The 21329-nt window shown below is 38.3% G+C and carries 10 protein-coding genes; 1 reads left to right on the top strand and 9 read right to left on the bottom strand.

From position 1 onward, the window contains the following. Nucleotides 1-38: 38 nt before the first annotated feature. From PEDSA_RS04025 to PEDSA_RS03985, 9 genes are all read right to left on the bottom strand, one after another. Entirely contained in the window at nucleotides 39-3155 is a 3117-nt protein-coding gene (locus PEDSA_RS04025; RefSeq protein ID WP_169311975.1) for a glycoside hydrolase family 2 protein, read from the bottom strand. 75 nt (nucleotides 3156-3230) lie between these two features. Continuing rightward, complete coding sequence (locus PEDSA_RS04020; protein ID WP_148233493.1) at nucleotides 3231-5150, bottom strand: glycoside hydrolase family 28 protein; 1920 nt, start codon at nucleotides 5148-5150, stop codon at nucleotides 3231-3233. Between the two features lie 8 nt (nucleotides 5151-5158). After that, complete coding sequence (locus PEDSA_RS04015; RefSeq protein ID WP_013631869.1) at nucleotides 5159-8149, bottom strand: glycoside hydrolase family 2 protein; 2991 nt, start codon at nucleotides 8147-8149, stop codon at nucleotides 5159-5161. Continuing rightward, nucleotides 8149-10134 carry a hypothetical protein gene (locus tag PEDSA_RS04010; RefSeq protein ID WP_148233492.1) on the bottom strand — a complete coding sequence of 662 codons (1986 nt, stop codon included), beginning with the start codon at nucleotides 10132-10134 and terminating at the stop codon, nucleotides 8149-8151. The genes PEDSA_RS04015 and PEDSA_RS04010 overlap by 1 nt, the downstream gene beginning before the upstream one ends. A gap of 178 nt (nucleotides 10135-10312) precedes the next feature. Further along, nucleotides 10313-11314, bottom strand: coding sequence for a formylglycine-generating enzyme family protein (locus tag PEDSA_RS04005; protein WP_083811748.1), 1002 nt, complete (start codon nucleotides 11312-11314; stop codon nucleotides 10313-10315). A 50-nt stretch (nucleotides 11315-11364) separates the two neighbouring features. Further along, the gene (locus tag PEDSA_RS04000; RefSeq protein ID WP_169311974.1) at nucleotides 11365-13023 is read right to left on the bottom strand and encodes a RagB/SusD family nutrient uptake outer membrane protein; all 1659 of its coding nucleotides are present in this window, start codon (nucleotides 13021-13023) and stop codon (nucleotides 11365-11367) included. 10 nt (nucleotides 13024-13033) lie between these two features. After that, nucleotides 13034-16306 (bottom strand): SusC/RagA family TonB-linked outer membrane protein, encoded by a 3273-nt coding sequence (locus tag PEDSA_RS03995; protein ID WP_052305767.1) that lies wholly within the window; start codon nucleotides 16304-16306, stop codon nucleotides 13034-13036. A 208-nt stretch (nucleotides 16307-16514) separates the two neighbouring features. Next, on the bottom strand, nucleotides 16515-17696 hold the full coding sequence (locus PEDSA_RS03990) for a FecR family protein (protein WP_013631864.1): 1182 nt from the start codon (nucleotides 17694-17696) through the stop codon (nucleotides 16515-16517). A 330-nt stretch (nucleotides 17697-18026) separates the two neighbouring features. Then, nucleotides 18027-18620 (bottom strand): RNA polymerase sigma factor, encoded by a 594-nt coding sequence (locus PEDSA_RS03985; RefSeq protein ID WP_013631863.1) that lies wholly within the window; start codon nucleotides 18618-18620, stop codon nucleotides 18027-18029. A 738-nt stretch (nucleotides 18621-19358) separates the two neighbouring features. On the opposite strand from PEDSA_RS03985, the gene PEDSA_RS03980 reads away from it, so the two are divergent. After that, the gene (locus tag PEDSA_RS03980) at nucleotides 19359-21266 is read left to right on the top strand and encodes an ABC-F family ATP-binding cassette domain-containing protein (RefSeq protein WP_013631862.1); all 1908 of its coding nucleotides are present in this window, start codon (nucleotides 19359-19361) and stop codon (nucleotides 21264-21266) included. Nucleotides 21267-21329: the final 63 nt, after the last annotated feature.

Below are 21329 nucleotides of genomic sequence, written 5' to 3'. Positions count from 1 at the left end.
TAATTCGCTGCAGTGTGTATTAATCTGATTGTCTTTTCTTAAAACTCTTTTGAAGGAAATTTTTTAATTTTTTGAATCTTAGCCGGATCTGGCAGTAATATTGCCTTATCAGCATCTATACTATAAGTATACGTATAGATTTTCGTCTTACGATCTCTTGTTCTTGAAGATGAAACATAAGGATTTACATTTACAATGAAGTTTAAAATAGTCTCCATTTCTCCATCCTCCAACTTTGCCGTCTCCGGATAAACCTGATGAACAAGCTTTTTCAAATCTGTTTCAGAAGTATAAATTACATCTTTATACTTTTTCTGTTTCGCATTTAGTATTACCGATTTTCCGCCTGTAGGAATTTTAGCTATCAAGTCTTTTTGATAAATAAAATTCTTGTCACGTCCTTTAAACACAATGTTGTAAGCATAATAGTCTTTAAGCTCGTCTTTATAAGCTTGTGGAAAATCTTGTTTATCTATAAAGCGTGTTATCTCTCTGGAAATATTGTACTGATCTACCGTAAAATTGTAATCATCCGCAACCAAGCGTCCGTTATTCGCTTGCATCATTTGCGTAAAAATTGCAATCACATAATTGAACTCCAATGTTGTTGTTGAAATAGTAGGATTTTCCTTCTTAATAAAGGCTGTCACACTCGGTTTAATCTTGTCCATAGGGTACTGAAGCTCACCGGTGAAATATTTCATTTCCTGTGGTGCTATTATCCTTGAAACCTGAGTCATATTATGCGGAATTGCTTCACGTCCCTGCAAAGACAGCACCGGTTCTTCTATACCTTTCACAACATCCGATTTATCTTTAGCCACAAACTCAACTTCCACTTTACCCGTTTCCAAATCGCTTGTGCTTACAGTGATTTCTACTTTTCCAGGCTCTCCTGTCGATCTGATTAAATTGGTAACAGGCAGGTCAATATACATCGTACCTTCAGACTCTTCTACCTTGTGTATATCACTAGTATAAGATTCTGGTCCGACTAATGTTGCCGGTCCTTTCACTGTCCATTTTAGTGTCGGCCTGGCTCCTATAACCTGAACTCCATTTTTATCAAACGCCTTTGCTCTGATTTCTATAACGCCATCTCTTCCGGCAAACTGTTTGGTATGCGATGCTTCCAAAACAATCTTTTTGGCATCATCTGCCATTTCTATTTTATAGGAAACTTTAGTTCCGTCCTTTTTAGTTCCAACAGCCTCTATAATTCCTTTTTCTACAAGAATGTCGTTAAAGGTCGTTGTAAACTGGTTTGCTGCATTTAGATTTTTCTTTCCTTTGCTCTTGCCATTAACAAACAGTTCTACAACATCGCAATTCGAATGAATCATAAAATTCTTCTTTTGCCCAATGTATTGTTTTCTCCAATAATGATATTGAATAAAAACCATTGGTTTTGTTGCAAAATTGGCCTGCCATAGATAGTATTTGTATTTCGGATTTCTCCACGAATCAACCCATCCTTTAGGATTAATATGCTTTAACGGAGAATTCACATACTCCCTATCTGCACCGTGGTCCGCATACAACCAAACAGAGCCGTAATGAGATTGTACATTTTTTTCCAATGCCCTCTTTACATCATTTTCTTCTGTACCCGCATGTTGTCCGTCAGTAGGTTCCAGATCCCTTTCATCTTTACTATACCAGCCTTTTATTGTACAACGCAGGAAGCCTTCAATTGACATATTTTTTTCTGTATGCGGGTTAAACTCGCCAGCAGAATCATTATAGACATGGCGCGAGGTAACGATACGGGTTGTATCTTCCTCTACCGCCCATTTAGAATCAGCGGCATCGGTAGTTTCATTTCCCATACTCCAAAAGAAAATGGACGGGTGGTTTCTGTCCCTCCTGATCATTTCACGCAGATTTTGCTCTTGCACTTCCTGATTAAATACCTGATTCTTTATGTTTGGAAGTTCCTCATTAATAAAAATTCCGTTTCTATCCGTAAAATGATAAATGGATGCATCATGCGAATAATGTGCGGTACGCATAAAATTATGTTCCAAACCATACCTGATATCCTTCATGTCCCGCATGGCAATCCATTTAGGGAAAGCTCCTCCTAACCATACATATTCCTCATGTCTGTTTTGTCCGTGTACATGAACTTCTTTTCCGTTAAGGTGTAATTTATTCTTTGTATAATCCCATTTAAACCAACGGAATCCTAGTGGACTGTAATAGGTATCTACCAGTTTGTTATCCAGATACAGTTCCGTATGAACGTTATATACATAAGGCGTCTCCGGACTCCATAAATTCGGTTTATTTATCGTTTTACTTTTTTGAGAAAACTGGTGTATTTTGTCAGTAGAAAGTATCTTACTCACTTCCATGCGATCTATTTCTTTATTATCCGCATCGGTGATAATGGTTACCAGTTTTACATTCTTATCTTCTTTATAATCGTTTTTTACGTAGGTAAGTACATTAACTACACCTTCTTTCTGGTTCACTACCGGAGTGGTTACAAATGTTCCGCCTTCGTGTTTATAAGATCCCTGATAAGGTATATGCAACTTATCTTTTATAACAATCCTTACATCCCGGTTAATTCCACCATAAACATCAAAATTACCAGCACTCATTGGCGGAATCGAATATTTGTCATCCATGGTATTATTAGCCGCCACAACCAAAAGATTCTCTTCCCCAAATTTCACAGCATCTGTGATATCAAAATAGAAACCTCCATAACCACCTTTGTGATCTCCTAAATATTTACCATTCAACCATACTTTAGAATATTTCTGTACAGCGTCGAATTCTACAAACAACTTCTTGTCTGCAAATTCTTTACCTATCACGATTTTCTTCCTATAAATTCCCCATCCATCCCACCAATATGGACTATCTTTCGGAGAGGCATTTTTGACATAAGGATGTAATTCTCCCGTCGTTTCATAAGTCATCCAGGTATGCGGAACAGCAACTACACTCCATTTAGCATCATTAAACCCAGGTTGTTCATAGCCTGCTTTATCTGCATCCTTTTTAGGAAAATAGTTAAAGGTCCAGTTCTCGTTTATCGTTTTGGATATTCTTTTTGGATCTTTGGGTAACTTGATATTAGCTTCTTTCAGAATAATAGGATCTGGCAATTGTCCCTTTACCAAATCCGTGGAAAACGTCATACAGCTGGCTGTAAGTAGAAAACACAACGAGGTCTTGTTAATAAGCTTCTTCATCTTCTTCTATTAAAATTTCAATTATTTTACTCTTTTTGGATTATCTTTTTGTTTATGCCAAATCGGTGCTGGCTGTGTCATCGGGAATTCTTCGCAATTAAGATTGGAGAAATTGTATTTATCCACATCATCCATTACTATTGCCGGCCTTACATCTGGGTTTTTCGAACGGATACTCACATTTTTCAATGTTACATTATCTACGTGTCTTAAATACAATCCGTAAGCCGGACAAGTGCCATATATATTAAATTCCGGATATTTATCTCTGTTTTCCGGTGGTGCGGTATAAATGAGCGTAGTATCCTGAATGCTTCCGTAGAACAGGAAGTCACAATCCTCTATCAATAGGTTCTCTATTTTGCTATCCGGAATTCCTCCAATTGCGGCACCTACTCCCGGCCCGTTTCGCATATCAACATACCCTATATCCGTATTTCTTACATTTCGAATGGTTACGTTTTTTATAGAACCTACCGGTGCTTTCTTTGGTCCGCCTTCGTAAGTTCTGCCTCTATCTCCTGCTCGGATAAATAAGGGCGAACTACAACTGGTTAATAAAATATTCTCGTAGGTTACTCCATCTATATTCGAACCGTCTACTGCCTCTATAGCAATGGAATATCTGGTATTAGCTACTACATTTTTAACATGTACATTCTTTACATCGCCGTGTGTCTCCGTACCTATTTTTACCGCATTACAATTGGCATATCGTGCCACTACTCCGTCTACAAATATATTTTCCGTAGGTTTTTGCGACATCGCTTTTAAACAAATGGCATCGTCACCGGTCATGGCATAAAAGTTTTTTACTTCCACTCCATTGCAGCTGCTAATATCTATTCCATCCTGGTTATGCTGCCCTGTATAAGCCCTTACCCTTACATTAATTAGCTTTACATTATCGCAGGCTTCGTATAACTGTGTCCAGTTTGCCGGGCGGATAAGGGTGATATCTCTGACGTTTACCGCAGTACATTGTACCATTCTAATAAGGCGAGGTCTCTCGTGTTCATTTGATTTGCCTCTCCATGGCCAATTGTCTCCATGAGAAAAACCATCGATAATTCCACCTCCGGTGATACCTATATTCTTTTTGCCTTCTGCATAAATTAGCTGGTAATGTTCATTACCTCTGTAATATTTGAAAGCACATATCTTTTGCGGATAATCTGCATGGTTAGAGGATGCTCTTAAAATCGATCCGGCCTGTACAAACAGGGTCACATTATCTTTTAGCTCCAGTGTTCCAGTTACATAAATACCGTCATGGATATAGACACTTCCTCCTCCGTCTGCTGTACAGGCGTCTATGGCTTTTTGTATAGCTACTGTATTAACAGTCTGATTGTCTCCTTTAGCTCCAAATTTCACAATATCGTAAATTTTACCGGTGGGTTTAGGTAAAGCTGGGGGATTTCCTATTGGCTTTACTGCTACGGAATACATAGAATGATCCATACTTCCATTGCTGCCCAAACTTACTTTATCATTTCTCTTGAAACTTCTTTTGTATACATCAAAGATTTCACCGGTCGAATTTTCTACCTTCTCTGATAGTTTATTATAAGACTTTAACCAATCAGGCTTTTTATCGATTTTCCGGTTATGTACGATAAAAACATCAGCATCTCCAGCCAATTCAAAAGTCGCTAGTTTAGATTGTGAAAACGCCTTTGATCCATAAGCCGTTTGTATCCAATCTGCCCCCTCCAGCGTAGCTGGTAAAGAGCTTATCGTGATTTGCGGAGCATCTCCATACATCTGAGTACCAGCATGCAAATTAGCTTGTTCAATCCAATGCGAAGCATTATAGTTATAGGTCCAGATATCCCATATATCTAGCTTGTTTATTAGTCGTGAATCAGCTTTTACATCAGTAAACAAGAGCATAGCAAAGGCTCCCATAAACAGCATTTTAATTTTTTTATTCTTCATTTTTCTATCTATTTTCCTTGCAACGCAAGCTTCATCATATTTAAAACGTTTTGAACTGCAGCCTCGTCGTACCGGATATCATACAACCCTGCTTCACCAAATCCTTTCGCCATACGGCCTGCCGTAAGCAATTGCGAAACGATAAGCTTTCCTTTTCCAGTTCCGAAATTTATCATGGCAACCGGAGTACGGGTTAAGTTTTTACCGCAATTGGCCAATGGCGCAAAGCTTTCGGCCGTCCCCTTCTGGGATTCCAGATAGCCCAAAGCAAGATCTGTCATACTTACAGGCGTTCTGGGATTGATGGCACTCGCTAACGCTGGTGCATCTTCTACCAGAAACTCTACCTTGGCTTTTAGCTTTTTCTGAACTGCCTCATCATTCGCTTTGGATGAAAACTCATAAAATCCCTGCAACTCATATGCATAATAAGGCCCCTTCTTTATCTGACTTTCATTGGCCCCCCTGGCTGTCCATTGAGACATAAAGGCTTTGGAACTCAATCCGGAAAACTCCATATCTGCGGCCGGCACAATTAATCCTCCTCGCATGCCGTTCCATAACCTGGTATTATCTTTAGAAAGGTTTGCCCAAAGTGCATCATTATTTTTATCAGGATGAAGATGACTTTCGGGCTCTGCAGCCTCAGTAAATTTTAATGAAACGCCCTTAAAGAGCTGATAGGTGGAAATTTCAGGATCACTAATTTTCACCACGCCCTGCAGTGGGCCCAATTCACCGTTTTTTGAAGGGTATCCCTGGCCAAGATGTTTTGGACCGGCATCCAGCATTAAAACGGAGGCACCTTTTTCGATTGCATTCTGCAAAATGGTTTTTAATTTTTCATCTCCTTTTGAAAGCTGGTTCCATGTATGGGATGATGTAATGATCAGATCACTTTTCGTCTCTTCTTTTAAAGGTTCGGATGCGATTTGATGATTATTAAGAAAAGCTTTTAATTCGGGTTCATTTTCCGGAACCGCAACCCTGGTGCCTGCCAACTCAGCCGGAACCATAGCTTTAAACACTTGAATTTCCCATTTGGAAACAACCGGATATTTAACAGTAGATGGCTTGTTCTGCAATACCGCTTTTATAGTATAACTTCCTTGACCGACAGGTAATACCACAGGTATTTTTTCTACTCTTTTTGAAAATTTATCCGCTTTGGCTTTAACTTCCTGTTGCCAGATAACCTGCCCGCTCTTATTTTCGATTGACAGCTTAACGGCGTAAGTGTAAGGATTATCACTATCATTAAAAAGATAAACGGGAAGGTCTATTTTCTGTCCTGGCTCAAAATTTCTGTCCCATAATTCAAGACTTACGGAAACGGGAGAAAACGCAGCCGTTAAATCTTCCCAAACCGGTTTCGGATTTCCATCTTTCAGGTTGCCCATAAACCAGGTATTGCCGTCTTCCCAACTGCTCAGAATACAGAATGGTGCAAAACCACCAGCATCTATACGACGCCAGTATTCCGATACTTTAGCATGCGATGCAGCATGGAAGTTTAAACGTTCGCTCACCGTATTTTCCCTACCTAGAAACCGCAGATAACTTTCCTTAAGTGCTTTATATCCTCCCAACTCACCTTTTTCATCAAGGTAATTTCCTCCAAATTCGTCAACCATAATGGCTTTAGGGAACTGATCCGCGTTATCATAGTACAAGCCAAGGTTTTCGAACAGACTCCACCAATATTTGTGTACATGAATCACATCCCGGTCTTCAAGTACCAAAGGCGGGTAATTCTTCAATAATATACCCAGAGCATCCCAGGCTGTATCCAGCTGCTCGCCTTCGGTTTCATTATAAGGATGAATCAATGCTACAGAGGGATGCCGCATAGCTACGTCCAGCCAATTTTTGTATTGCTCTAGTAAACTTTCTTTGGTAGCAGGCATTCCGTGAAAAAAACTCCATTCGTATTGTACAAGCAAACCATATTGGTCACAAAGATCCAGAAACCTTTCAGGAGGTTTTCCCAAATGAAAGCGCAGATAATTTGCTCCATGATCTTTTAAACGCTGTACGATATTCTTTTTAAACCATGTGGTATCGAATCCCAATTCCCGCCCTTCAGCCGAGCGTACCCAACGGTGCCACACCACGGTTCCGCCTCTTATTTTTGAAGGTGCATTATTAAGGTAAAATTGTTTGCCTTTCACCTCAAACTTCTTGATTCCAAAAGAGATGGTCTGCTGATCGGACAGTCCGCTTTTATCTGAAATACTTAACCTTAACCGGTATAAATGCGGGGCATCTGGCGACCAACTTTTTAAAATATTGTTGTACTGAAAAGAAATTGAATCACTCAAGGAGGTGGAAACACCTTTTTTAGCGATCAGTACTTTTCCATTTTGATCGAGTACCTCCAGCTGTACTTTACTCGGCTGATTTTCTCCCCGCAAATTCACCAGATCGAAACGTATGGAAGCCTTTTGATTTTTATAATCGATAAAAGGAATGATACGGTCTATTCTTTTACTGCCATGGAGATGCAAAATCACATCATCCCACAATCCCGAAGACACATTGGAACGCCACTGATCTGCAGGTGGAATAAAAGAAGCATCCTCGGGTTTAATGTCGTTTAATGAAGCAAGTGCTATTTCTATATCAACAGCTGTTCCGGGCTTTACAGCTTTATGCTTAAGCAGGTGAAAAGTTGGGGCCATTCCACCGTTCTGTTTAGAAACGGCCTCGCCATTAATAAACACTTCCGGTAAAAAGCGAGCGCCTTTCAACTGGAGCGTTGCATATTTCCAATCACCTGCCGGCAGTTGTACCCTTTTTTTATACCATAGCTTTTCCGTTCCAATTTTGGCCGGATCTGTAGCTATTCCGGGTACCCGGGTAACACCCGTATAATTTCTTGCCTTACCAAACTGCCAGTCTCCGTTTAAGGAAACGGTCATGTCGGGATTTTTTGCCAGCACAAAAAATGGTAAAAATGCGAAAACGATAAGAGCTGTTTTAATATTTATTCCTAACATTATTTCGTACTCGTTTCAATGATATTAACTAATTTTTTCAGCTCAGTTTCATTTGCCTGTGTGGGCAAGGTGATTTTTTGCCCCATAATGGCTGCAATACGTTTGGTAAAATCATAAGCCTTCTCGCTATGGCGTACACCTCTCCTTCTTGGCATATATTTATTACACAACTCGGCAATCAGCAGATCGTGATAAACCTGCTTATTCAGCGCAGCAATACATTCCGCTTTTTTATCTACTCCGCTATGAAGCATTTCCTGGGAGGTATTATATCTTCCGTCATACTGTCCACCACTGCTAAAAAAAGCCAGGGCCGATTCCATGAAGGCAATATCACGTTCAACCAGTTGTTGATGAATAACTGCACTGGCTACAATTTCCTGTAAGTGAGGAGCCTTCTTTGATGATAAAGCGGCAGCTTTTAAAGCAGCATCAACAGCTTCGGACGCATTCTTCCTCATCGCTGTAGTAACTTCAACTGGTGTTCTTCTTTTTTCCGATTGCCAGCGTACAGCTTGTGCCTGTAGAAAATCTTTACCTTTTAATGTTGCGTTTACATATTCTTTCAAACTCACCACCTCCTGACGTATAAACTTCATGCCTGAAGGCGCTTCAGGATTGTCCAGGAACATGTAATATCTTTCTGTCCCCAACCCCCCAGGCGTTAAACCGTCACCCTGCCAGAACCAGGCAGGTTTTGTTTTAATATTGTCCTCCTGTGCTGACGTTACCAGTTCAAGACTCTTTAATAAATTATCCGCTCCCTTACCATAATATTTCTCCAGGAATGTGACAGCATCTTTCCGCTCGAATTTTTCATTTTTCAATGCCTTACCCACAGTTTCCTGAGCAAGTAAACGGATAGGATTATCCGCCTTATCATCACCTTTAATCTGAAAATCCTGGTATTGAATTCCAAAACCGGAATGTATTACATTTTGAATCATCCTGGTGATAAAATCGCTATCATACCAATATAAAGGATGGGGGTGTTCTGCATCAAATACCAGCATGTCCTGAATCACCCTTATACCTTTCGATTTTAAAGTATCTCCCCAAGGACCATAATTCGCTACCGGCTGATCGAAACCACCATATTTTACGGCTATAAAAAATTCGTCGAGAGGAAAATCTAACTTCTCTAAAATTTTAGCATCCACATACCAGTCACGTATTCCTAAAAACGCTTTCTTACCTCTAGCTTCAGCCAAAATTCTATGCAAGTGATTTACATAGTCAATGAAATTAGCGTTCGTTTCATCGTATTTAATATTTTCTTTCCAGACCTTCCATTGGTCTTCTTTAAGTTTCTGCTCGTCTAATGTCCAGGCCGCTTCCGCATAAGCATTTAAAAAACCATCCAGTTCAGGCAGCACCTGTAGCATCTGCACTGTGGAGCTTATGAAAAAGTCTTTATAAACCGGATTGGTCCATTGCTGATGACCGATTACATCTCCCTTTCCGGCAAGGGCACTTTTATAAAGATCGTTTTGATGGGCATTGTCCAGATATCTGGTATAAATGTTTCCCGGATTAAAAACATTTTGCCGCGATTTCCATAGTTGATAAGGAATGTAATGGCTGTATGAACGGGAAACAATATACTCGATGCCCTTTTGTTTGGCATATCGCATATTATCCCTTATTGTACTTACATTCTTTTTTACCCGATCCAAACTTATTTGCTGAGCATCGGGATATTTTGTTGTCGAATAATCGACAAAATACATAGGCATGAACTTATAGGTACCCAATGAAATTACATTGAAACCCTGACTAGCGATGCGGTCAATTTCAGAACGTACTTCTTCCTTTTTCCGTTCGTCACTCCATTTTGGTGCGTCAACTGTAGCTATCTTATAGGACGTAGCCGGCAATGCAGCTTCTGCATATGCATTTTGACGAGACAAATTTGTCAAAACCCAGAAAACTCCGAAAAAAAACTTCAGTAAACAACGAGATTCCTGTAGTTTAAAAAGACTCATCTTTTGTATTTTTTTAAATTTCACAATGTTGTTCTGTAACGAATTGATAATCATAGGTAAAACTTCCATAACGGCAATAACTATCCCAGGCAAATCATTATTTGCTTTTTTAAAACATCTCTAAAGCTCAATGAGTACCAGTCGGCATCTTACGGCCGACTGGTATTAAGAAATTATATTACAATGGTTTTGCTAAACGTATTCCCACATTATCATACTTTGAACATGGTGAAAAACTTCCTCTGTTAGCTACTCTGCAATACTCTTTCAATGAATTCCAGGCCTGCCCTCTGATTACCCTGTTCAAACCATTTTGTGGTCCTTTCGGATTACTGGCTGGCGAATTTTTATAGTAATCCTTGTCATACCAATCCTCACACCATTCCCATACGTTCCCAATCATATCATACGTTTCCAACCTGTTATCTCCAGGCCCCGCATTATACACCTTCTCTCCTTTAACGGTAAGGTATTTAGTAGCAGACACATCGTCATTTTTATCTACACGCCCAGACTCTTTTGTACCTACTGGCTTAGGCCCTTGATTGGACGTATTATCTCTAAACCAGGCTAAACTCGTTAAATCTATTTTGGTACTTTTTTCCGCACCGGTATAATAGGTATATGGCCCACCGCTCAAATACATGGTATCTACGGCTGGCGCACTTCCTAAATGTCCGCCCCTGGCTGCATATTCCCATTCTGCTTCTGTAAGCAATCTTGCGCCAACCCATTTAGCGTATGCTTTCGCATCGTACCAGGATACATTTACAATGGGTCTGTTCAAACTGTCAGCCGTTTTTCCCCATTTAAAATAAGGTTCTTGTGGTTTAGGCCAACCTGTAGCATCACAAAACGCCAGGTACTGTTTCATGGTTACCTGATATTTTGAGATGTAAAAACCATCTAAACTGACTTTATGCGCAGGCAATTCATCTGGTTGCTTTTCATTTTTTGGGTCGTCTCTTTTGGTAGAAAAATTTCCCATTGTAAATTCTCCAGACTCGACTTTTATCCAATCTGTCGCAGGAACAATAGTTGTTGGGTTTGCCAAAGGAACAATATTATCCAGTGAAGGTGCTACGCAACCCGAATCCTCCGTGTTTGTTTTTTTACACTGCGACAATGCAAAAGCTAAAACAACGCAGCTAAAAATAATTTGATATCTAGATTTCATCATGATGTTCTTAAATTTCAAAACGATACAATATTTATGCTTCCATCCATTTACTACCTTGGATATCCTTCATTCTGTCCTATATCAAAAGCTTGTAGTTGAGCGTAAGGGATTGGATAAACCAATTGATATGGTTTAGGTATTGTCCGCTTTGTATTTTTTAAAAAATCTGCAGTAAAAGTAACTGTTCCTGCATTATAAGGCGTATTTCCCGCCGGATTAGGATATATCCCTCCCGGATAAGTACCTGAATAGGTAGGCACCGGCGATGAAGCCAATGCTGCATTCACCTTATTAGCTAAATCTGTCATTTTAGAAATATAAGTTCCCGTACGTTTCATATCGAATAAGCGCTGTCCTTCATGAGCAAATTCCAAACGTCGCTCTCTCATTACCAGCTCTCTAAAATCTTCTTTAGAATGTGTTCCGCTTATCTCGTTGGCCGTTGGATTTTTAGAAAAGGCTCTTTTACGTACTAAATTGAGATAATAATAACGGTCTCCTTTTGGTCCTGCTATTCCCAGTTCGTTTAACACTTCAGAATACATCAACAATACATCAGCGTATCTGATAACCGGGAGGTTATTCGCTTTATAATCTCTGGCAACGGTAGTCGAATCCGTATATTTCTTGATATATGGTACATTATATTTTTGAACCCCAAAAGTACCGTTGCTATTTTTCTTGATATAATGTACTGTATAATATTCTTTCAAACGATCATCATCTGCCAAATAAAGCGACCATAGGTCAGGTGTTGGTGTCCATGCTTTATATCCAGCTGTTTTAAGCGATGTGATTGCGGGGTCAGAAATACTGGACGGATAAAAATTCCTATGCATAAAACTTCCAACTCTTTCTGATACATCTCCTAAGGTATGATGATCATAAATAGTCTCAGTATTATTTTTCTTACTGATATCAAAATAGTCCTTTATTTTAGGTACCAAACTATAACGTTCTGATCCCATTACTTCTTTCAATTTACCCTCTGCAAGCTGTAACATTTCTACGTTTCTGTTAGAAAATGGTCCGGCCAAAGTAAGGTACACCTTTGCCAACAGCGCTTTTGCTGCCCATTTGGTGGCCCTGCCCACTACCTGCGGAGCATCGGAACAATGTGTTTCGGCAAATTTTAAATCATTAAGGATAGTATTATAAATCTCAGTTTTTGTAGATTTTGGCATTTGAGTGTCCACTATGGTAGCTACTTCTACGGTATCTAATGGCACATCGCCCCATAGTTGAACCAAATAAAAGTACTCCAACGCTCTTAAAAAACGGGCTTCTCCAACAATATATCCTTTATCCTGTTCAGATAAACTTTCTATTTTCGGAACTCTTTCAATAACAACATTTGCCTGAGCTATGGTTTTATAAAGCGATACCCATGCGTCATTAAAATATTTGTTTTTATCCTGAAAATTAAAGGTTTGAATTTCTCTTCTTTCATTTTCTGTATTCGAATATTCACTATCCATATCATCCGTTGTCATATCTGTCAACAGAAAAAACGGTCTGCAATCCCTTGGCCCAAAAGAAAGGGATAAAGTATATGTGGAATATAGTCCTGACAGTGCATCATCCTTATTCTTCCAGAAATTACTGGCTCCTATATTGCTGTAAACCGTTTCATCAAGAAAACTTTTACAACCAAACAATGTTGCTCCCATGAATACCATAAGGAGACATAAAATATTTTTTGTTTTCATACCTTCCTGATTAGAAATTAGCATTTAAACCAAATGTGTACATCTTCGTTGTTGGATATGATCCGTTATCCATACCAGCTCCAACGCTTTTCTTACCCTGTATACTTACTTCCGGATCGTATCCTCCGTAATAGCTTGTTGCAGTAAGTAAGTTTGTGCCACTTACATAAAATCTAAGGTTAGCTATTTTCATTCTACTTAATAGCTTTTTGTCAAGTGAATAGCCCAAAGTCACTGTCTTTACTCTGAAATAAGAGCCGTCTTCGATATAAAAGTCAGACATCAAAGCGGTGTAACCCTTATAAGCCCTAGGTATAGTATTGCTTGGATTTCCGGGATCACCCGTTTCCGGATTAGGTGCTCTCCAACGATCTCTTACAATTGCCAATTGGTTATTATCACCAGACATATTCAATAGCATCGTTCCACTGGTATTAAGAATATCATTTCCCTGTTGAAATACCGTAAATACAGATAAATCAATGTTTTTATAGGAGAAAGTATTCGTCATACCCCCATTCCATTTAGGTTGCGGATTTCCTATAATTACCTTATCAGCATCCGTAATATCTCCGCTGTTATCTGTATCTACATATCTAAAGAATCCAGGTAAAGTAGTAACTCCCGGAATCTTTGCTCCTGCATCTACTTCAGCCTGTGTTTGGAAAACTCCCGCTACTCTATGTCCGTAAAATACACCCAATGGTTCTCCTACTCTGATCAGAACAACATTTCCAAATTTTGTATTTGCAGAAGAATTTGAAATAGCGGAAATTTCAGACGGACCACCTAAATCTGTCACTTTATTTCTATTAATTGCAGCATTAAAAGATGTTGTCCACTTGAATTTTTTAATCAGATTATTTGACGTAATACCCAGTTCGTAGCCTTCGTTTCTAACGCTACCAATATTCTTCGCAACGGTTGTATAACCCGATGCTGCCGGTAATGCAAAATCCAGCAATAAATCTGTTGTATTTTTAAGATAATAATCCCCCGTAAGTGATAAACGACCTTTTAAAAAGGCTACATCTATACCCAAATCAGTTTCTGCTGTTTTCTCCCATCTTAAATCTTTATTGGCCATACGGCTAATTACCGTTCCTGTCCCAATTCCTCCAATAGCAGTTGCTATAGACGAATAAAGTGCTTGTGAAGAATAGGCAGATATCCTGTCGGAACCATTAACACCATAAGTGGCTCTGAATTTCAAGTCATAAAAAAGGTTCAACTTCTTGATAAAGGCTTCATTAGAAGCTCTCCATGCGAAAGAAGCAGAAGGGAAATATCCCCAACGGTTATTTTCACCAAATTTTGAAGAACCATCCGCCCTATAGGTAAAAGCAAACAAGTAACGATTGCTGTAGTTATAAGTCGCTCTTCCGAAGAAAGATAACAAACTATATTTAGTAGCGCTGGAACTGATAGCAGGCATTGCATTTCCACTACCTAAATTATAATATCCAAAAATATCTGTCGCATAATCAGATCCTTCTGCTTTGAAATCGTTCCCCATACTTCCTGTTATTTCCTGCCCTAGAGTTAAGCCGTAAGAATGTATCTTACTTGACTTGTTATAAGTAAGAACATTATCATTTGACCATTTTACAGCTTGCTTCATTTGTTCCGATGCCCTGCTTACCTTATCTCCTTTGATGGTATTAGGAAAATAAAAATCGGCTAGTTTATACGTTGGGTTATAAGTCCCAGAACTTCTGAAACTAAGCCCCTTCATGATATTGATCTTCAGATATGCGTTTGTCAATATCCCAATGTTTTTGTTTTTGTCTATTGTTTCCTGAGCTTTGGCTAACTCGGTAGTTCCGATAGGATCTCCGGTTTCCGGATCTATCATGAAAGAACCTGATGGATCTATTAATCCTGATTTATAAGGATTTGCTGCATTTGCCCTCAATATAGAACCATTATCGCCAACCTCTACTCCTCTTTTGTTATACTCCGAAAGGTTAATTCTAATACCGGTTGATATAGACTTGTTAAGGTTAAAATCTAAATTGCCACGCAAAGACGCTCTGGTAAAATACGAACTTACGATCAAACCTTGCTGATCGATATAATTTGCAGAAACATAGTATTTAAGCTTATCGTCACCACCCGAAATAGTAAGTGTATTATTCAGTTGCGGTGCACCACGACGAAATAAAAGATCCTGCCAATCCCTGTTAGTTGGTATCGTATCCGGACGTAAAGTATTTGGAGAAGATCCTACTGCTTCCCTCGCCTCATTTGCCAATTGTGCCAATTCCGAAGCGTTGAGCAATGGTAATTTTCTTCTTAAATACTGTAATCCGTAATAACTTTCGAATCTAACCTTAGGTTTCCCTTTTGCTCCGGCTTTAGTGGTTACCATAATAACGCCATTGGCTCCACGCGATCCAAATATCGCTGTTGCTCCGGCATCTTTTAATACCTCTATACTTTCAATATCTGCCGGGTTCAGTGAAGAAAAACCTTCATCACTGGTAAATCCGTCAATAACCAGCAAAGGTTCGTTATCTGCTTTAATAGAACTTCCGCCTCTGATTCTAATGGAAACATCACCTCCTGGCTCTCCAGACGTATTGGTCACTAAAACACCAGCAGCATTTCCCTGCAACGCCTGCTCTAAGGAAGTGATAGGCGTTTTCATGATATCTGCCTGAGAAATAGAGGAAATAGATGTTGTTAAATCAGATTTTAAAGCAGTACCGTACCCTACCACAACTACTTCATTTAATTTCGCGGCGTCCTGTTGTAATGTAACGGTTAGCGAGGAAGACTCGCCCACTTTTATTTCCTGCTGTATAAAACCGATATAGGTAAACACCAAAATGTCTCCATTTGAGGCGTCAATTTTAAAATTTCCGTTTAGATCAGTTAGCCCTCCCTTTGAAGACCCCTTCACTTTTACTGCTGCTCCTATTAACGGTTCGCCCTTATCATCTACAATTTTTCCCGTTATTGTCTTTTTCTGTACGGGTTGGAGATTAACGGCTTTTCTTTTTATAATAACTGTATTTTTTTCTATCCTATAAGTAAGTGCTTGATCAGAAAAACATTTTTCAAGCACATTTCTTAAGTCTGAGTTTTTAAAGGATACCAGGGACAATCTGGCATCTCCTATATCTTTCTCTTCATAAAGAAAGTTATACCCAGTTTGTATACTTAACTGTGTAAAAAGTTCTTTCAGGCTTACATTCTTTAGTTCTAAATTGACTGTCTGCGCTCCTGCTCTTACCTGTACCTGAAAGCATAAGAGTGATAAAACTACAATGATCTTCATTTTAACAAAAAATCTAAATGAAGTGTACGATAAGTCATTACAACAAAATGATATAATTTTTTTATACATTTGAAGTTTGGTTTAAAATAAATTGGTTGTCGATAATCGATTAATATTTTATGCCTTAAAAGCTATCTTTTTAGCTTCTTTAGGCCAGAAGCTTTCGCACCGCTTCTGGCATTTTTTAGGCTACGTGTCAAATAAAATTCTAATTCGTCACTATAACCCTCCTTTCTCTTATCTTAAAGTGAATATCACCGTATGTTTCTAAATATTCCAATAACTCCCTAAGATCTGCAGATTGTTTAAATACACCTCCAAATCTTTTGGTTGTGATTTCACCTAGATACTCTACATCTACATCATACCATCTCGATAAGTAATTCATAATTTGTTTAACATCCGCATTTTCAAAAACATAATAGCCATTTTTCCAGGCCATAACGTCAGTTACATTTACTGTGTTAATCTTTATATCTTTGCCATTTCTATCCGTAACCGCCTGTTGTCCCGGTATTAATAAAGCTGCAGACTCTCCCGAATATACTTTTACACTCCCCTCCAGTAAGGTCGTTTTTGCGCTAACCTCATCTGCGTAGTTGTGTACGTTGAAATGCGTTCCCAGCACTTCTATAATCTGTTCATTAGTTTTTACTTTAAAAGGTACATCTTTATTTTTTGCAACTTCAAAATAAGCCTCTCCACTTAACTCAACTATTCTTTCTTTACCTATAAACGCAAGGGGATACCTAAACTTAGAAGCCGCATTTAACCATACCTTCGTTCCATCCGGTAATTGAATCATCAGCTTTCCTCCCCTCGGTACTTCTATCGAATTAAAACGAAGACCTGCCTGGTCTTTAAACTTATCCGAAACCTCGTAAACTAATGCTCCTTCTTTATTTTTAGTAATCCTGATTCCCTCTTCATCGGTTATTTTTCCAGAGTCATAATCAGAAAGATTGATTTTTTTACCATTTCCTAAAGTAAGATAAACCTTATCCCTATCTACTTTTATACTATCGACAGACAGACTCAAACGTTCTGCTTTATTTACATCCCGGATTTGTATAAAATAAAATGTAAAAGCCAGCCCCAACAAAACGGATGCAGCAACTGAAGCCCATTTCCACCAGCTATAATTCTTCCGTATTCCAATTTCCTCAACATCCTCTTCCAAAATTGCATTTAAAATACGCTCGCTACTACTCACCTTTAAATCAACCAGTTCATTCTGGTTATTAAAAACACCTGAAAGCAGCTCCTTTATCTCATTTTTATAAAAAGGATCTTCCACATAATTCAGAAACTCCTGTTCTTCAGGCTCCGAACATGTATTAGTCAAATACTTCTCAAGTAATTCTAAAATCCTTTTGTTATTATTATTCATCGTACGAAAAGCTTATTTAGGCTATCGGTTTATTATATTGACGTTTGTTTAAAACAACACAGTAGTCTGTTTTTACAAAAAAGTTATAAAACACTGAAAAACAACACAATATTTTATTTATTTTATTTTTAAGTATTTAGTATCAGGTATCAAACCTATAATAGTTATTCACTACCTTCAAAAGAATAAATCTATCTTTCTTACTCTTCAATGTTAGTTGGTTCATTGAGTATCATCAGTAAATCTAATTATGGACTATCGGCCATCAAATATGGACAAACAAACTTCCTTCTCCAGACATTTCTTTCTACACTTTGCAGTTAAATTATTTCAAAACTTATAAAACAAGAACAAGATGATCTGGTAAGACAGTCCATTTTTTAATAAATGTTGCCTGATATTCTTCAATGCCAACTTCATATGGTAATTCACTGTCGTTGCAGAAATATTCATTATGGTAGCGGCTTCTTCATATTTCAGCCCTTCTAAATGACAGAGTGTATAAGCTCTTCGTTGTTGTTCTGGCAAGACATCCAGCACTTCATCTAATATTCTAACGGTCTCTCTGTAATCTATTTCGTTTTGGGTACTGTTGTCTTCTTCTGAAAATAACAAAACTATCTCTCCTCCTGTTTTTTGCTGACGGGCAAGCTGTCTCAGTAAATCAAAGGAATGGTTGCGAACCAATATACTCAGGTAACCAGCAAAATTGTCTATGGTCTTTAACTTCTCTCGTCCTCTCCATATTTTGGTAAATACTTCCTGTACCACTTCTTCGGCTACCTCTTCTGAACGCATTAGTCTACTCCCAAAAGAAAACACATATTTCCGGTAATAAGTAAAAAGTTCCGAAAAAGCAATATGATCTCCTTCGGCAATTTTTGCCAATAATTCGGTTTCATTGTCGAGAGGTTTAATTGCCATAATTTTGATAGCTAACTCTGGAAATATTTATTCCTTCAGACCAGCAATGCTTCCTTTGTGTGGTTTTATCGATTTAATTGGGTGCTTATAAATTCCCCAAATATTAATATTATCTGAATAAAAACAAAAATTATTCTTCTATATTCACGTAGCTGCTGCAACCTACATAACCGAACTTCACTTAAAGTAATTTTCAAGATTAGGAAATAGAAGCCTGATATAATGGCCTTTGTCTTACACTATATCGTAGGTTCCGTTGCAGATTACCGCAACTGATCATAACCAAAACCAGAACAAATTCATCGGTTTGCTTAGATTCCTCCTGCGATTTTCCTTTGTACCGTAAGAGAAACGTAAGAGGAACGTAGGACAATCGTAAGCCTTGAAAGGAAGATGGTACGGAGAAGTGAAGGAGAAACGTAAAAGAAACGAAAGGAATCCGAAGAAGGAATGGATTACATCATGAGCACTACTGGAAGCTCTTAAATAAACTAGCGCAGAAGGGCAAATTTAATTTCAAACACGTACAAAAAAGTGTGTAAAAGTGATTAGGATTTCAGACGGAAAGTGTACAATAAACCCTTCTTTAAAAATGATCCGGATAACTAGCGCCATAGCGAATGAGTTTTTAGTTGTTGGCCTCCTACATCGAATCGCTTCAATATTTCGTAATCCTTAGCTCATAAAACATAAAACGCTGATTTATAAAACGCCAAATTTACTTACCTTTGCAGCCTCATGATTTCAATCAACGATTTAAGTTTTTTAATAGGCTCCAGAGCCTTATATGATGAAGCCAATTGGCATATAAAACCCGGCGATCGCGTGGGCCTTATAGGTGCCAATGGTACTGGAAAATCAACTTTACTAAAACTGATTGTAGGTGAATACACTCCTACTTCAGGAACAATATCGATGTCGAAAGACTTGAAGATTGGTTATTTGAATCAGGATTTATTGTCTTACGAATCACACAATAGCATTTTGCATGTTGCTATGGAAGCTTTCGAGCGTCAGAACCAGCTGCATGATGAAATAGAGGAACTTCTAAAGAAAATGGAGACTGATTATTCCGATGAAGTTTTAAATAAACTAAGCGTCAAACAGGAAGAATTTGCTGCATTGGACGGTTATAATATCGAATATCGTGCTAACGAGATACTGGCGGGTTTGGGTTTCAGTTCGGAAGATCAGCATCGTCCTTTAAATACCTTTTCGGGAGGTTGGAGAATGCGTGTTATGCTGGCCAGAATTCTTTTACAGGATCCGGATATCCTTTTACTGGATGAGCCAACCAACCATATGGATTTACCTTCTATTAAATGGTTGGAGAACTACTTATCTAGTTTTGAGGGAGCTATTGTTATTGTTTCTCATGACCGTTATTTCCTCGATAAAATTGTTAACCGTATTGTCGAATCAAGAAAAGGCAAATTAACTTCTTATTCTGGTAATTACAGTTTCTACGTGGAAGAAAAAGGGCTTCGATCTGAAATTCAACGCGGTGAATATAAAAACCAACAGGCAAAGATCAAGCAGGAAGAAAAACTGATTGAACGTTTCCGGGCGAAGGCTTCAAAAGCGAAAATGGCGCAATCCAGGATCAAAGCTTTAGAAAGAATGGACCGGGTGGAAGATGTCGATGACGAAAACCCTACTGTGAACTTTCAGTTTAAATTTACTAAACCATCGGGAAGACATGTAATCCGTATTGAGCATGCGACTAAAAGTTACCCTGCCATTGATATTTTAGAAGACGCGGAAGCTGTAATAGAAAAAGGTGATAAAATTGCACTAATTGGTGCTAATGGTAAAGGTAAGTCTACTCTATTGCGTATGATTGCTGGTACTGAGCCTTTTCAGGGAACATGCGAAACAGGCCATAATGTTACGGAAACCTTCTTTGCGCAGCATCAATTGGAATCTCTTCATTTGGAAAATTCCATTCTGGAAGAATTGCAATCTTTTGCACCAAAACATACCGATACTGAATTAAGATCGCTTCTTGGTTGTTTCCTGTTTACAGGAGATGATGTTTTTAAGAAAATCCGCGTACTATCGGGCGGTGAGAAATCCAGAGTAGCTTTAGCTAAATCTTTAACAACCGATTCTAATTTCCTGATTTTAGATGAGCCTACAAACCACCTGGATATCCAATCGGTAAACATTCTGATACAAGCTTTACAACAATATGAGGGTACTTTCATTACAGTATCCCACGATCGTTATTTCCTTGATAATATTGCCAATAAAATTTGGTTCATTGAAGATAAGAAAATCAAGCAATATCCGGGTACTTATGAGGAGTACGAAGAATGGCAATCTAAACGTGAGAAAAGCTCGACAAATGTTAAAGACGTAAAGAAAGAAAAGCCTAAGAAGGAAGAACCTAAAGTAATGTCTGATGATGTGAATAAGCAATTGAAAAAGCTAAATACGCAATTGAAGAAACTGGAAGAAGACATCATTTTACAAAAAGCTGAGGTGGAAAAATTTGAAGCCGAAATTGCTAAAGAAGAAGTTTATAGTAATGTAACTAAGCTTGCTGAAACCAATGCAAAATATACTCAAGCTAAAGATTTATTAATCAAATTTCATGATGATTGGGAAAAATTGGTTGAAGAAATATTGATTTTAGAGGATTAAGTTGTTATTGATATTTTCTTGTAAAAACAGCGGATTAATTTTCCGCTGTTTTTGTTTAATGAA

Origin of the sequence: Pseudopedobacter saltans DSM 12145, from assembly GCF_000190735.1 — a bacterium.
Classification (GTDB): domain Bacteria; phylum Bacteroidota; class Bacteroidia; order Sphingobacteriales; family Sphingobacteriaceae; genus Pseudopedobacter; species Pseudopedobacter saltans.
Note: the sequence above shows the minus strand (reverse complement) of the source record. Positions and strands in the feature narration are given on the sequence as shown.

Coding starts and splice junctions, on each gene's coding strand:
- PEDSA_RS04025 (WP_169311975.1), bottom strand. CDS start 3,155: ATGACGTTTTCCACGGATTTGGTAAAGGGACAATTGCCAGATCCTATT.
- PEDSA_RS04020 (WP_148233493.1), bottom strand. CDS start 5,150: ATGAAGAATAAAAAAATTAAAATGCTGTTTATGGGAGCCTTTGCTATG.
- PEDSA_RS04015 (WP_013631869.1), bottom strand. CDS start 8,149: ATGTTAGGAATAAATATTAAAACAGCTCTTATCGTTTTCGCATTTTTA.
- PEDSA_RS04010 (WP_148233492.1), bottom strand. CDS start 10,134: ATGAGTCTTTTTAAACTACAGGAATCTCGTTGTTTACTGAAGTTTTTT.
- PEDSA_RS04005 (WP_083811748.1), bottom strand. CDS start 11,314: ATGATGAAATCTAGATATCAAATTATTTTTAGCTGCGTTGTTTTAGCT.
- PEDSA_RS04000 (WP_169311974.1), bottom strand. CDS start 13,023: ATGAAAACAAAAAATATTTTATGTCTCCTTATGGTATTCATGGGAGCA.
- PEDSA_RS03995 (WP_052305767.1), bottom strand. CDS start 16,306: ATGAAGATCATTGTAGTTTTATCACTCTTATGCTTTCAGGTACAGGTA.
- PEDSA_RS03990 (WP_013631864.1), bottom strand. CDS start 17,696: ATGAATAATAATAACAAAAGGATTTTAGAATTACTTGAGAAGTATTTG.
- PEDSA_RS03985 (WP_013631863.1), bottom strand. CDS start 18,620: ATGGCAATTAAACCTCTCGACAATGAAACCGAATTATTGGCAAAAATT.
- PEDSA_RS03980 (WP_013631862.1), top strand. CDS start 19,359: ATGATTTCAATCAACGATTTAAGTTTTTTAATAGGCTCCAGAGCCTTA.